The organism is Glutamicibacter sp. (assembly GCF_050701915.1).
In the GTDB taxonomy this organism is placed as follows: domain Bacteria; phylum Actinomycetota; class Actinomycetes; order Actinomycetales; family Micrococcaceae; genus Glutamicibacter.
Genome location: NZ_JBOGEG010000001.1, coordinates 131,364 through 145,165, shown reverse-complemented (window position 1 = coordinate 145,165; position 13,802 = coordinate 131,364). Strand labels below are relative to the sequence as shown.

Here is a 13,802-nt window from a genome sequence, read left to right as displayed (position 1 = left end):
AACAGAGATTCCAGAAACTGATCTACACGTTTGGAAGAGGTAGAGAACATGTCAAATGATTCGCGCACTCCCACTATGGCAGCCGCAGAGCCGGCCGGCCGTGATGACTACATCTACAACCGCCTGCTCAAGGAGCGCATCATCTGGCTGGGCTCCGACGTCCGCGACGACAATGCGAATGCCATTTGCTCGCAGTTGCTGCTGCTCTCGGCAGAGGATCCTGAGAAGGACATCTACCTGTACATCAACTCGCCAGGTGGTTCGATCACCGCTGGCATGGCCATCTACGACACCATGAACTTCATCCCGAATGACGTCGTGACCGTAGCAACCGGTCTGGCCGCATCGATGGGCCAGTTCCTGCTGTCCTCGGGTACCCCAGGCAAGCGTTTCGCTACGCCGAACGCACGCATCCTGATGCACCAGCCATCGGGCGGCATCGGCGGTACCGCCTCGGATATCAAGATCCAGGCCGAGCTGATCATGCACATGAAGAAGGTCATGAGCGAGCTGACTGCGGAACAGACCGGTCAGAGCGTTGAGCAGATCCTTATCGACAACCAGCGTGATAAGTGGTTCACCGCAGAAGATGGCCTGAAGTACGGCTTCTTCGATCAGATCGCAACCCACGCAGGCTCGGTCACCGGTGTTGTAGGCGACGACAACAAATAGTCGCACCGCACCGCTTGATACCCCAAGATTTGTCCTAGGAGAAAACCATGAACTTCAATCCGGAAGCCGTTAGCGGTCAGATGCCGTCGGCCCGCTACATCCTGCCACAGTTCGAAGAGCGCACCCCATACGGTTTCAAGCGCCAGGACCCTTACGCAAAGCTGTTCGAGGATCGTATTATTTTCCTCGGTGCCCAGGTTGATGACGCATCGGCCGATGACGTTATGGCCCAGCTACTGGTCCTGGAATCCATGGACCCTGAGCGCGATGTTACCTTGTACATCAATTCGCCAGGTGGTTCCTTCACCGCGATGACTGCAATCTACGACACGATTCAGTTCATCCGCCCAGAGGTTCAGACCGTATGCCTTGGCCAGGCGGCGTCGGCAGCAGCAGTTCTGCTCGCAGCTGGTACCCCGGGCAAGCGTTTGGCCCTGCCCAACGCACGCGTACTGATCCACCAGCCAGCAATGGGTGGCGGCGAACGCGGCACCGCAACTGACCTGCAGATCCAGGCCGAGGAAGTTATGCGCATGCGCAGCTGGCTGGAAGAGACCATTGCGTCCCACTCCGGCCAGGACGTCGAGAAGGTTCGCGGCGACGTGGAGCGTGACTTGTTCATGACTGCTAGCGAAGCCAAGGTATACGGCATCGTAGACGAGGTATTGACTCCTCGTAAGCTGAACCGTGCTCAGCTGGGAAGCTAGCGCATACTTGGAATAATCCAGGATGAATGGCGGTTTACCTAGTTGTTGGTCTGCCCAAAGGCAGACGGCACAACACAGGTAAACCGCCATATTCATCTAATTTGGGGGACAACTAGCCTAGAATTGAGTAAGTCCACAGCTACTCAAGTAAACGGGAGAATGGTGCGATGGGACGCATGGGTGAAGGCTCGGATCTGTTGAAATGCTCTTTCTGCGGGAAGAGCCAGAAGCAGGTTAAGAAGCTAATTGCAGGCCATGGTGTCTACATTTGTACTGAATGCATCGAACTCTGCAACGAAATCATTGCTGAAGAGTTTGCCGAAGAGCAGGTGCATGAGGAGTTCTCCCTGGCCAAGCCACGTGAGATCTTTAATTCGCTGCAGGAATACGTCATCGGCCAGGAGAACGCCAAGCGTGCACTCTCGGTCGCTGTCTACAACCACTACAAGCGCATCCACGGCAACCAGGATCACGGTCCTGTTGCAGCGCTGACTAACGAAGATCCGTTGGATGACGTGGAAGTCTCGAAGTCCAACATCATGCTTATTGGTCCTACTGGATGCGGTAAGACGTATCTGGCGCAGTCGTTGGCGAAGAAGCTGAACGTTCCTTTCGCTGTCGCCGACGCAACGAGCCTGACTGAAGCGGGCTATGTAGGTGAAGATGTGGAAAATATTCTGCTCAAGCTGCTTCAGGCTGCTGACTATGACGTCAAGAAGGCTGAAACGGGCATCATCTACATTGACGAGATCGATAAGATTTCCCGCAAGAGCGAGAACCCCTCGATCACCCGAGATGTTTCCGGTGAAGGCGTCCAGCAGGCACTTCTGAAGATTCTCGAAGGTACAGTTGCAGCGGTGCCACCCCAGGGTGGCCGCAAGCACCCTCATCAGGATTTCATTCAGCTCGACACCACCAACATCCTGTTCATCGTTGCCGGCGCCTTTGCCGGACTGGAAGAAATTATTTCTTCTCGGGCAGGACAGAAGGGCATAGGATTTGGTGCCCCGCTGACCGCTTTGAAGTCTGAAACCGCTTCCTATTCGGATGTTCGTCCCGAAGACCTGCTCAAGTTCGGACTGATTCCAGAATTCATTGGACGACTGCCGGTTATCACTACGGTGGAGCACCTGGACAAGGATGCATTGGTTCGCGTACTGACCGAACCGAAGAACGCACTGCTCAAGCAGTACCAGAAGATGTTCCAGATGGACGGCGTGGCTTTGAGCTTCGATCAGTCGGCACTGGATGCCATCGCAGAGCAGGCCATTGCACGGGAGACGGGCGCACGTGGTTTGCGTTCGATTCTGGAGGAAACACTTGGCGGAGTGATGTTCGACTTGCCAAGCCGTGATGACGTCGCTGAAGTGGTTATAACTCGCGCAACCGTAATTGATCGCGTAGAGCCCACGATGCTCTCTCACGCGATGGTAGCCAAGCGAGACAAGAAGTCCGCATAGACCGCGTTAGAAAAAGTTCCTTTCCGAAGAAAGTTGGTAGTTCATGGCTGAACGTCAGCATGTTGATTTTTGGTTCGATCCAATCTGCCCATTCGCTTGGGCAACGAGCCGCTGGATCAAGGAAGTAGAAAAGGTCCGCAACATCGACGTGACCTGGAACGTCATGAGCCTTTCGATGCTTAACGAAGGACGCGACCTTCCGGCTGACTACCGCGCAAAGATGGACAGCTCGTGGGGGCCGGTACGTGTGGTTACCCGCGCTGCCCAGGAGCATGGCGATGAGATTAAAGACAGCCTGTACACCGCTATGGGCGAACTATTCCATTACGAGAAGATCGAAGACCGTGATGAAGTAATTGCCAAGGCACTGCAGAAGGTCGGCCTGCCAGCGGAACTCGCTGAGGCTGCACATACCGATGCCAATGATGAAGCACTGCGTTCCAGCCACGAGGTAGGAATCAACAAGGTGGGACAGGATGTAGGTACGCCAATCGTCGCTGTTGATGGCGTTGCCTTCTTCGGTCCGGTCATCACCCGTATTCCAACCGGGGAAGATGCAGGAAAGATGTTTGATGCCGCGGCGCAGCTCGCATCGTTCCCATACTTCTTCGAAATGAAGCGTACTCGCACCGAAAGCCCTATTTTCGACTAAGCGGAAATTCATTGTTCAACGGACGTTGCCTCACGGTGAGGCAACGTCCTTTGTTTTTGACCGGTGCGCCTGCAACGCCGGGAAGGCTCTGTTGCGTCGGAGAATAGCGCTCGGAATGATGCGGCATCCGACCCGACGGCTGCTGCACCATGGAAGGAAACGCTCCTTCTATCAATGTAGTGGTTACCTCCATCATGTAGCTGGTTCTGCATGGCGTCGGCCCGGAACCTTCGGCACCAAGCTTTTGCGGCCTCGGCGGGATAACATCGCTGCAGCTTGGCCCTTGCACAGTGTTCATAAGACGGAGCGTTCCAATGCCCGGAGCCTGTGGTTCAGCAATTTCCGATTCCTTGGCTTGGCCGAGTCTGGAGCATGAATAATGGCTCTGGGCGCCGGTGCCTGCTTGGCCGCAAGCGCAAATTGTGCTGGCAAATCCCGGCAAGGGTGCCACTGTGTGCCGCATGGAAGCAATCGCTCAGGGGCAATATTCACTACAACCCACTGCTCGCAAGGGTGAATAAGTCCATTTTCGAAGTCTAATTAACTCATATTTTTTTCTTCGTGTTCAGGCCAAGCGACACCTCAAAAGTATCTGTTACCGAAACTTCTGTTTCATAAATTGGCAGTGGTTGGCCCGAAGCGTGGGGACGGACCCGAATGGCTATGTGGTGATCTGACTCACAAGTATTTTGGGGTGGGGGGGTGTAATCAGCCGATCTATTTGCTCTGGAATCAAGTGCAGTGGTCGCTGCGGGCTTGCGAATAAAAGTATCTGTTCTCGGGGTATTTTGCTTCACAAATTGAAGGCCGCTGGAGATGCTCGACACGGCCGACGGAGGGAAACATTCCTGTAGAAAATGCTTGAAGTGTGTGTTTGACTGTTTTCCACGAGTGCAACAGCACCCCCATCGATAGTGGCAAAGAAGCCACTGGACAAGGAGTTAAATCGTGCAAATTCGTTCTCTAATTACGGATTCATCCAAGGGCAAAGGGCGCCGCAAGCTGGCAGGTGCCGCAGCTCTTGCAGGCGCACTGATGCTCAGCGTGGCACCCATGGCCTCGGCAGCGCCAACGACCACCGGTGGCGACATAGAGTCAATCACGATCTCGGAGCAGAAGGCTGAAGCTGCGGTTGACTACTGGACCGCAGACCGGATGAAAGCCGCAAAGAACGCAGATTCACTCGTTGCTGGAAAATCGGGTTCGGCTGCCAAGGTCGAAGCTGGCAAGCCTGCCAAGGTGTCGGGCCATGGAGCGGAGGTTGCTGCCGGCAAGCAGTCCCAGACGAAGGGTGGAAAAACCCGCTCGACCCAGGAAACTCCGGTCTCCCACATCGGTAAGGTCTTCTTCACCCTCGGTGGATCGGACTATGTTTGCTCTGGCAACGCGGTGGTCTCCTCCAATGAGTCAACGGTCTCCACTGCGGGCCACTGCCTGAATGAGGGACCCGGCTCGTTCGCAACCCGTTGGGTCTTCGTCCCGGCCTATGAAAACGGCAGCGCACCATACGGTTCTTTTGCGGCGACCGAGCTGGTGGCACCAACTGAATGGTCAAATGGCGGAGACATCACTTATGACACCGGTTTCGCCGTCGTCAGCACCAGCGGCGGTGCGACCTTGACCGATGCCGTTGGCGCTTCCGGCGTTGCTTTCAACCAGGCTCGCGGCGAGCAGTACACCGCTTACGGCTACCCGGCTGCTTCGCCATTCAATGGCGAGACCTTGCAGTCGTGCAACGGCTACTCCAGCGACGATCCCTTTGGCCAGACCCAGTCCCAGGGCATTCCATGCAACATGACCGGCGGCTCGTCGGGTGGCCCATGGTTCCTGGGGAGCGGTTCGGACGGCTACCAGAACTCTGTGAACAGCTTCGGGTACAGCTCGGTGCGGGATACCATGTTCGGCCCATACTGGGGCTCGGTGATCCAGCAGGCGTACCAGAGCGCACAGAACTAAGCTCGCATGCGCCAGTGGCTGGACATCGATGGGGATCTAGCCGTTGGCTTCGATTAGATGGGAAAGATGATGACCGACGGACGTTCGTCAGCTGATGGGACCAAGCGCCCGGTCCAGAAACATCGTCTTGAGCGCAGCGCGGAAGACCAGCTGAAATACTTCACCGACAAACGTCGACGCGCAGCTCGGCCTATGGAAAAGACTCGTGAATCTCCACCCCAGACGGATCATCCCGATGCGGGGGAGGAACAGGAGTAGAAACGACAAAACCGGTTGCCATCCCAATGAAGGGTTGGCAACCGGTTCTCGTTAACTGCTTTTACGCTTCTTCGGCCGGAGCCAATTCCACGTTGGTGACAGTCAATTCACCGTCGGCTTCAACCAAGGTCAGCTCGCGGGCATTAGCTGCGGACTTCAAGTCCTCGAAGCCTGCCTTGAGCTGGGCAACCTGAGCTGCTGGAGCGTGGATTTCGCCCGAAAGCACCTCGGTGCGCTGCTTGACCTTTGCATCGGACTTGGCCTTGCGGATGCCCGAGAGTGCTACGCCAACCAGAGGCAGTACCCCAGGATCGGCGCCCTCAACTGCAGCAGACAAGTGCCCGGTGCTTGGCCACTGGGTCAGGTGTACCGACCCGGTGCGCCACCAGCCCCAAACCTCTTCGGTCGCGAATGGCAGGAACGGTGCGAACAGTCGCAGCACCGAATCCAAGGTGGTAGCCAGGGTAGCCAGAACCGAAGCCTGCTCGGCGTCGCCGTGGCCACCGTATGCGCGATCCTTGACCAGTTCTACGTAGTCGTCGGTGAACGACCAGAAGAACGACTCGGTGATATCCAGTGCGCGAGCGTAGTCGTAGTTATCGAAAGCGCGCTTGGCATCTTCGATTACGGTCGACAGGCGGGCGAGCAGCGAGCGGTCGAGCCCGTTGGTGACTACCGAAGCATCATCGGTCAGGACGTTGGCATCGGTGGCACCCAAGTTCAGTACGAACTTCGAGGCATTGAGGATCTTGATGGCCAGGCGGCGGCCGATCTTCATCTGGTTGATTTCATACGCGGTATCGGCACCCAGCTTGGCGCTGGCTGCCCAGTAGCGTACGGCGTCAGCGCCGAACTTATCCAGGACTTCGTTAGGAACAACCACGTTGCCCTTGGACTTGGACATCTTCTTGCGGTCCGGATCCAGGATCCAGCCCGAAATCGCAGCGTGCTTCCACGGAGCATTGCCGTGCAGGGAATCTGCACGAACCGCGGTGGAGAACAGCCAAGTGCGGATGATGTCGTGGCCCTGCGGGCGCAGGTCGAATGGGTAGACCTTCGAGAAGAACTCGTCGTCTCGGCCCCAACGGCCCGCGATCTGCGGGGTCAGCGAGCTGGTTGCCCAGGTGTCCAGTACATCGGCATCGCCAATGAAGCCATTAGCGGCGCCACGTTGGTCCTCGGTGTAGCCGGTCGGAGCGTCTGCTGCCGGGTCAACTGGAAGCTGATCGATGGTTGGCAACAGCGGTGCATCGTAGTTCGGCTCGCCGTGCTCGTTGACCTGGTACCACACTGGTACCGGTACGCCGAAGAAGCGCTGGCGGGAAACCAGCCAGTCGCCGTTCAGGCCGGAAACCCAGTTCTCGTAGCGCGAGCGCATGAACGACGGGTGGAAATCAATTTCCTGGCCGCGGGCGATCATCTGGTTGCGTCGCTCTTCGTCACGGCCACCGTTGCGGATGTACCACTGGCGCGAGGTCACGATTTCCAGTGGCTTGTCGCCCTTTTCGAAGAAGTTCACCGGACGGGAAATCTTCTTGGGCTCGCCATCGAGCAGACCCGCATCGGAGAGCATCTCAACGACGGTTTCCTTGGCGGAGAATACGGTCTTTGCCGAGATCTGGGCGTACGCTTCCTTGCCGGCCTCGGTGGTGATCCACTCTGGGGTCTCTGCAAGGATGCGGCCGTCGCGTCCGATGATCGGACGGGTAGGCAACTGCAGTTCGCGCCACCAAGTCACGTCGGTCAAGTCGCCGAAGGTACACACCATGGCGATGCCCGAACCCTTATCGGCCTGGGCCAATGGGTGCGGGTGAACGGTGACGGGAACGCCGAAGATCGGCGAGGTGACGGTCTTGCCGAACAGGTGCTGGTAGCGCTCGTCATCGGGGTGAGCCACCAGCGCGGCGCAAGCAGCGAGCAGTTCCGGGCGGGTGGTCTCGATGAAGACCTGCTCGCCGTTTTCAGCGTCGAATGCATAGCGGTAGTAGGCGCCGGGCATTTCCCGGTCTTCGAGTTCGGCCTGGGCCACTGCGGTACGGAAGGTCACGTCCCACAGGGTTGGAGCTTCAGCCATGTAGGCGTCGCCCTTTGCCAGGTTGTCCAGGAAGGCGCGCTGCGAAGTTGCACGCGAATTGTCGTCGATTGTGCGGTAGGTCATGCGCCAGTCCACCGAAAGGCCCAGGGTGGTGAACAGCTGTTCGAAGACCTTTTCGTCTTCGACCGCCAGCTCTTCACAGATCTCGATGAAGTTCTTGCGGCTGATGACATCCCAGTCGCGCTGGTTCTTCGCAGGCTTTTCCGGTGGACGGTAGCCCTCGATGTAAGGCTTGGTCGGGTCGCAACGGACGCCGAAGTAGTTCTGCACGCGGCGCTCGGTAGGCAAGCCGTTGTCATCCCAACCAAGTGGGTAGAACACGTTCTTGCCGATCATGCGCTGGTAGCGAGCCAACACGTCGGTCTGCGTGTACGAGAACATGTGTCCTACGTGCAGCGAACCCGAAGCTGTTGGCGGGGGAGTGTCGATGGAGTACACGGCTTCGCGAGTCGTGTCCTCATTGAAGTGATAGGTGCCCTCGGTGCGCCACCGGGACGAAAGACGTTCTTCCAAGCCTTCCAAAGCGGGCTTGTCAGGAACGGAAACCGTTGCGGGCGTGTCTGTGCCCAAGTTTTCTTCTGCCATGCGTCTATTCTTCCATGTTTTGCCGGGCGCCAAGACATTGTTGCCCATGGCTTGCACCACGCCGCTGTCCAGCCGGGACCAGCTGGATCAAAAGCCTGTGCCGGACCGGTGGCCCTTGGCTCAGCCGTCCTGCCACGAACGCCGAATCACCTTGCCGCCCGCACCAGCGACACGGTGCACCCGGGCATAGCAGCGCCGCCAGGCGTTGGCACATTCCTGCACGGCTCCGCTTACGCAAGACATTCCCTCCGATTGCATTCCTCCGGCAGTCGCGCCCGCTGCACGTTGCCGCCGCGCAGTAGGCGCAGGCAGTACAGCATCGGCCATGGCCCTGGTGGCACCGCCGCCGCGCGCCACCCTGGATTCCAGGGCCTGGCCCGGAAGAAAATCTCGCCGCATGAAATGTAAGAGAAATTCATGCCTTACCAACTGGTAATGATCTGGTTCTACAGTTGACGTATGACAATTACAGATAAGACTTCTTCCCGTTCGGCCGTTGTTACCGGAGCTTCCAGCGGAATCGGCCAGGCAACAGTCCGTGCGTTGCGCGCACAAGGATGGACCGTCTTCGCAGTAGCCCGCAGGGCCGACCGCTTGGAAAAGCTCGCCGCTGAATGCGGTGCGATCGCGGTGCCAGCAGATGTCAGCGTGCAGGCCGATGTCGACGCACTGGTAGAAAGGGTCACCGCGCAAGGCGGCACCGATACGCTGGTCAATTGCGCCGGCGGTGCGCGTGGAACCGAAACCTGGGCCGACGCGGTCGATGAAAACTGGGACTTCATGTGGCAAGCCAATGTCATGGGAACCATGCGCTTGACCCGTGCACTGCTGCCGCAGCTTCGCGAGGCGCGAGGCACCGTCTTGAACGTTACCTCCACCGCCGCACTGGCCAGCTACGAAGGCGGCAGCGGCTACAATGCGGCAAAGGCCGCTGAACGTGCCATGACCCAGGCGCTTCGTCTTGAAGAAGTCGAGAATGGGCTGCGGGTAATCGAGATCCTGCCCGGCCTGGTGCAGACAGAAGAGTTCGCGCTCCGTCGCCTGGGAAGCCAGAGCGCCGCCGACAACGTCTACGCCGGTGTGGAGAATCCCTTGACCGGTGAAGACGTTGCCGAAGTCATCCGCTATGCGGTCAGCGCCCCGGCCCACGTGAATCTGGATGAGATTGTCATCCGCCCGCAGGCGCAGGCCGCCAACCACAAGCTAGTGCGCAGCGCCAAATAGGTGCCCAACAACATCGGTGAGGATCAATTCATGAGTCAAGCGACCCAGCAGAAGATACATGTCGTAGCAACATCCCACGGCACGGACAACGCCAACGGGCAGCAACTAATCCATGATCTGCGTGCCGATCTGGAACGGCGGAGCGAAGAGCGATTCCCGGTGCGGCTTGTCTGGCACGAAGCCTATGTGGATGTCCAAGAGCCCCGGCTTGAAACGGTTATCGCCGCCTTGCCTGAAGGCGAGCCGGCAGTGGTCTTGCCGCTGCTGGTCTCCGACGGGGTTCATACGACGCACGACATAGCGCAGGCGGTCGCCTCGCGCGCGGGAACTTCCGCCGCCTTGCCATTGGGTCCGCTGCCGGAGCTGGCCAAGGTCCTGGCGCAACGCGCCGCAGGGCATCTGGCCAACGACCCGCTCGTCGTCTTGGCCGCGGCGGGCACGAGATTGGAAGTCGGCCAAAACCAGGTCAAGAATCTCGCCGAGCAGCTCGCTGTCCTATTGGAGCGCGAAGTGCAGGTGGGCTACTGCGCAGGGGCCCAGCCGCGGATCGCTGACGTCGTGGGAAATGCTGCCGCGCGTCCAGTGCTCGTGCTCAGCTCGCTGCTCGCCGACGGATTCTTCCAGCAGAAGCTGGCTAGCACGGGGGCAGGCGTGGTGACAAGCCCCTTGCTTCCTGACGTAATGATTGCTCAATGTTTCCTTGTACGACTGCAAAAGGCGCTCGAAGAGGAGCTTTTCATGTCTCCAGATGACGAAGTCCTAACTCGTTAGGCAACGCGTAGCCATGTGACACCGGCAGGTTGCCGACCCCCTGGGGGCAGTTCCTACGCTGGTGGACATGACGCAGACAACCACACCAGTTCGCTCCACAAGAGCGGCAAAACCCAACGGCCAATGGAAAATCGACGGCCCTGCCCCGTTGAATGCCAACGAAGAGATGAAGGCCGCCGACAACGGCCTGAACGTGCGCCAGCGCATCGAGGAAATCTACTCGAAGCAGGGCTTCGATTCCATTGAACCCGAGGATCTGCACGGCCGCTTCCGCTGGTGGGGCCTCTACACCCAGCGTGCCCAGGGGATCCCCGGCGGCAAGACGGCGACGCTGAGCCCCGAAGAACTTGAAGACCGCTACTTCATGCTGCGCGTGCGCATCGACGGCGGCGCCCTGACCACCGAGCAGCTGCGCGTCATCGGCCAGATCTCCACTGACTTCGCCCGCGACACCGCCGACCTGACAGATCGCCAGAACGTCCAGCTGCACTGGATCGACGTCGTCGATGTCCCGGAGATCTGGCAGCGGCTGGAAGCCGTCGGTCTGCACACCACCGAGGCCTGCGGCGACGTGCCCCGTGTCATCCTCGGCTCTCCCGTCGCGGGCATCAGCAAGGACGAGATCATCGATCCCAGCCCGGTGATCGCCGAAATTTCCCGGCGATACATCGGCAAGCCGGAATTCGCGAACCTTCCGCGCAAGTTCAAGACCGCCATCACCGGCCACCCAAGCCAGGACGTCGTCCACGAAATCAACGACATCGCCTTGATCGGCACCGTCCACCCGGAACTCGGCCCCGGATACGACCTGTGGGTCGGCGGCGGGCTGTCGGCCAACCCCCGCCTTGGCGAACGCCTCGGCGCCTTCGTGACCGAAGAGCAGGCACCGGATGTCTGGGAGGGCGTTGTTTCCATCTTCCGGGACTACGGATACCGCCGCTTGCGCAACCGCGCACGCCTGAAGTTCCTGCTGGCCGAATGGGGCACGGAAAAAATGCGCCACGTGCTGCAAGATGAGTACCTGGGCTATGAGCTGCCCGACGGTCCGTTGCCGGAGCAACCCACCGAAGCAGGAGACCACAGCGGGGTCAACGAGCAGAAGGACGGCAAGTTCTATATCGGGTTGACCGCTCCGGCTGGTCGCGTATCCGGTACTGCGCTGACCGGCCTTGCCGATTTGGCCGAAGCCCATGGATCCACCCGGCTGCGCACCACCCCGCACCAGAAGATCATCGCCCTGGACATCGCAGAAGAGCAGGTGCAGGACTTCGTCGCTTCGGCTCGCGCCCTGGGCCTGGAGGCATTCCCCAGCTTTTTCAAGCGTTCGGCCATTGCCTGCACCGGTATCGAATTCTGCAAGCTGGCCATTGTGGACACCAAAGACACCATGATTGACGCGGTAGCAAAAATCGAGGATCGCCTGGCCGACCACGAGGGCAAACTGCCTCGCCAGCTGTCCCTGCACGTCAACGGCTGCCCGAACTCCTGCGCCCGCATCCAAACCGCGGACCTCGGATTCAAGGGGCAGCTGATTACCAACGACCAGGGAGAACAGGTCTCCGGATTCCAGGTTCACCTCGGTGGCACCCTGGCCGGTTTCGAAAATGGCGAAGCCGCCCTGGGGCGCACGGTGCGCGGGCTCAAGGTCGCGGCTGATGAATTGCCCGAATACGTGGAGCGGGTAGTGAAGAACTACTCGGCCTCGGCTGCCGAAGGGGAATCCTTCGCTGCCTGGGCCCACCGAGCTGAAGAGGATGACCTGAAATGAGCAAGCCGACCCCAGTACGTACCCGCAGCGAGGCTGAACTGCGGCGCATCGCCAAGCTGGGCGCCGCCGAGCTGGGCTGGGATGCCACAGCGGCCCAGGTCGTCGCTTTCGCTGCTGAGCACCTCGCAGCCGACGAGGTAGCGGTGGCCTGCTCGATGGCCGATGCCGTGCTGCCGCACCTGGTCTGCGCGCAGCTGCCCAAGGTCGATGTGCTGTTCCTAGAAACCGGATACCACTTTGCCGAAACCCATGGAACCCGCGACGAGGTGGCCCGCACGCTGGACGTGAACATCGTCGACGTGCTGCCTGCCTTGACCGTGGCCGAACAGGATGCGAAGTTCGGCAAGGACCTGTTCTCCAGGGATCCGGCCGCCTGCTGCCAGCTGCGCAAGATGGACCCGCTGGCCAGATCCCTGTCCGGATACAGCGCGTGGTTCACCGGGGTACGCCGTGACGAGGCTCCGACCCGCAGCAACACGCCCCTGGTCGCTTTCGACGAGAAGCACGGACTGGTCAAATTCAATCCCGTGGCCCCCTGGAGCTTCGATCAGCTGATCGACTATGCCACCGGGCATCAAGTACCCGTGAACCTGCTGCTGTCCAACGGCTACCCGTCCATCGGATGCCAGCCTTGCACCCGGCCGGTAGCCGAGGGCGAGGACCCGCGGGCCGGCCGCTGGGCCGGGCTGAACAAAACCGAATGCGGAATCCACGTCTAAGGAGCGAATCATGACCATCACCGCTAACGCGCCCGCAGGCACCCAGCGCAGCGTCCTGGACGCCCTGGAAGCCGAATCAATCCACATCATCCGCGAAGTGCTCGCCGAATTCGACAAGCCGGGACTGCTGTTCTCCGGCGGCAAGGACTCGGTAGTCGTCCTCCACCTGCTGGCCAAGGCCGTCTACCCGGGCCGCGTGCCCATCCCCGTGGTGCACATCGATACCGGCCACAACTTCGCCGAGGTGCTCAACTTCCGCGACGCGGTCGTGGAAAAGTACGGGCTGAACCTCGTCGTCGGCTCCGTGCAGGAGTACATCGACCGCGGCGAGCTGGCCGAGCTGCCCGACGGCACCCGCAACCGCCTGCAGACCCGGGTCCTGCTGGACACCATCGAATCCAACGGCTTCGACGTGGTCTTCGGCGGGGCGCGCCGCGATGAGGACAAGGCCCGCGCCAAGGAGCGCATCCTGTCCCTGCGCGACGAGTTCGGCGTCTGGGATCCGCGCAACCAGCGCCCGGAAATCTGGAGCCTGTACAACGGGCGGCACGAGCCGGATTGGCATGTGCGCGCCTTCCCGATCTCCAACTGGACCGAACGCGATATCTGGGCGTACATCCAGCGCGAGAACATCGAGCTGCCCCCGATCTACTTTGCGCACTGCCGCCAGGTTTTCGAACGCGACGGCATGTGGCGGGCACTGACCCCGGTCAGCCAGCCCAACGCCGATGAGCCGATCGTCGTCAAGCAGGTGCGCTACCGCACCGTGGGCGACGCCAGCTGCACCGGTGCGGTGCTCTCCGCTGCCGACACCGTGGCGAAGGTGCTCGATGAATTGGCCGTCGCCACCATCACCGAACGCGGAGCCACCCGCGCCGATGACCGTATTTCCGCCGCGGGAATGGAAGACCGCAAGACCGAAGGGTACTTCTAAG

The 13,802-nt window shown here is 59.8% G+C and carries 11 protein-coding genes; 10 read left to right on the top strand and 1 reads right to left on the bottom strand.

Going from position 1 to position 13,802, the window contains the following annotated elements:
* Positions 1 to 48 precede the first annotated feature (48 nt).
* The 5 genes from ACRDT3_RS00650 to ACRDT3_RS00630 all read left to right on the top strand — a co-directional run bounded on the left by ACRDT3_RS00650 (position 49) and on the right by ACRDT3_RS00630 (position 5,447).
* Positions 49 to 672 (top strand): ATP-dependent Clp protease proteolytic subunit, encoded by a 624-nt coding sequence (locus ACRDT3_RS00650; protein WP_431491115.1) that lies wholly within the window; start codon positions 49 to 51, stop codon positions 670 to 672.
* Between the two features lie 47 nt (positions 673 to 719).
* Positions 720 to 1,379, top strand: a complete 660-nt coding sequence (locus ACRDT3_RS00645; RefSeq protein WP_105658463.1) for an ATP-dependent Clp protease proteolytic subunit — start codon at positions 720 to 722, stop codon at positions 1,377 to 1,379.
* 167 nt (positions 1,380 to 1,546) lie between these two features.
* The gene (gene clpX / locus ACRDT3_RS00640; RefSeq protein WP_431491114.1) at positions 1,547 to 2,839 is read left to right on the top strand and encodes an ATP-dependent Clp protease ATP-binding subunit ClpX; all 1,293 of its coding nucleotides are present in this window, start codon (positions 1,547 to 1,549) and stop codon (positions 2,837 to 2,839) included.
* A 43-nt stretch (positions 2,840 to 2,882) separates the two neighbouring features.
* Positions 2,883 to 3,491, top strand: a complete 609-nt coding sequence (locus ACRDT3_RS00635; protein ID WP_431491113.1) for a DsbA family protein — start codon at positions 2,883 to 2,885, stop codon at positions 3,489 to 3,491.
* Positions 3,492 to 4,439: 948 nt separating this feature from the next.
* Positions 4,440 to 5,447, top strand: coding sequence for a trypsin-like serine peptidase (locus ACRDT3_RS00630; protein ID WP_431491112.1), 1,008 nt, complete (start codon positions 4,440 to 4,442; stop codon positions 5,445 to 5,447).
* A gap of 319 nt (positions 5,448 to 5,766) precedes the next feature.
* On the opposite strand, the gene valS is transcribed toward ACRDT3_RS00630, so the two are convergent.
* A complete protein-coding gene (valS, locus tag ACRDT3_RS00625; protein ID WP_431491111.1) occupies positions 5,767 to 8,385 on the bottom strand; it encodes a valine--tRNA ligase in 2,619 nt (872 codons plus the stop codon).
* A gap of 459 nt (positions 8,386 to 8,844) precedes the next feature.
* On the opposite strand from valS, the gene ACRDT3_RS00620 reads away from it, so the two are divergent.
* From ACRDT3_RS00620 to cysD, 5 genes are all read left to right on the top strand, one after another.
* On the top strand, positions 8,845 to 9,609 hold the full coding sequence (locus tag ACRDT3_RS00620) for an SDR family oxidoreductase (RefSeq protein ID WP_431491110.1): 765 nt from the start codon (positions 8,845 to 8,847) through the stop codon (positions 9,607 to 9,609).
* 30 nt (positions 9,610 to 9,639) lie between these two features.
* Positions 9,640 to 10,380: a sirohydrochlorin chelatase gene (locus ACRDT3_RS00615; protein ID WP_431491109.1), complete on the top strand. Its 741-nt coding sequence runs from the start codon at positions 9,640 to 9,642 to the stop codon at positions 10,378 to 10,380.
* A gap of 67 nt (positions 10,381 to 10,447) precedes the next feature.
* A complete protein-coding gene (locus tag ACRDT3_RS00610; protein ID WP_431491108.1) occupies positions 10,448 to 12,148 on the top strand; it encodes a nitrite/sulfite reductase in 1,701 nt (566 codons plus the stop codon).
* Positions 12,145 to 12,867, top strand: coding sequence for a phosphoadenylyl-sulfate reductase (locus tag ACRDT3_RS00605; RefSeq protein ID WP_431491107.1), 723 nt, complete (start codon positions 12,145 to 12,147; stop codon positions 12,865 to 12,867). Before ACRDT3_RS00610 ends, ACRDT3_RS00605 begins: the two co-directional genes overlap by 4 nt.
* A 10-nt stretch (positions 12,868 to 12,877) precedes the next feature.
* Entirely contained in the window at positions 12,878 to 13,801 is a 924-nt protein-coding gene (gene cysD / locus ACRDT3_RS00600) for a sulfate adenylyltransferase subunit CysD (protein WP_431491106.1), read from the top strand.
* Position 13,802 lies beyond the last annotated feature (1 nt).

Bases quoted from the DNA above. Each gene is read 5' to 3' on its own strand.
- ACRDT3_RS00615 (WP_431491109.1), top strand. From the start codon at position 9,640: ATGAGTCAAGCGACCCAGCAGAAGATACATGTCGTAGCAACATCCCAC.
- ACRDT3_RS00610 (WP_431491108.1), top strand. From the start codon at position 10,448: ATGACGCAGACAACCACACCAGTTCGCTCCACAAGAGCGGCAAAACCC.
- ACRDT3_RS00620 (WP_431491110.1), top strand. From the start codon at position 8,845: ATGACAATTACAGATAAGACTTCTTCCCGTTCGGCCGTTGTTACCGGA.
- ACRDT3_RS00645 (WP_105658463.1), top strand. From the start codon at position 720: ATGAACTTCAATCCGGAAGCCGTTAGCGGTCAGATGCCGTCGGCCCGC.
- valS (WP_431491111.1), bottom strand. From the start codon at position 8,385: ATGGCAGAAGAAAACTTGGGCACAGACACGCCCGCAACGGTTTCCGTT.
- cysD (WP_431491106.1), top strand. From the start codon at position 12,878: ATGACCATCACCGCTAACGCGCCCGCAGGCACCCAGCGCAGCGTCCTG.
- ACRDT3_RS00635 (WP_431491113.1), top strand. From the start codon at position 2,883: ATGGCTGAACGTCAGCATGTTGATTTTTGGTTCGATCCAATCTGCCCA.
- ACRDT3_RS00650 (WP_431491115.1), top strand. From the start codon at position 49: ATGTCAAATGATTCGCGCACTCCCACTATGGCAGCCGCAGAGCCGGCC.
- ACRDT3_RS00605 (WP_431491107.1), top strand. From the start codon at position 12,145: ATGAGCAAGCCGACCCCAGTACGTACCCGCAGCGAGGCTGAACTGCGG.
- clpX (WP_431491114.1), top strand. From the start codon at position 1,547: ATGGGACGCATGGGTGAAGGCTCGGATCTGTTGAAATGCTCTTTCTGC.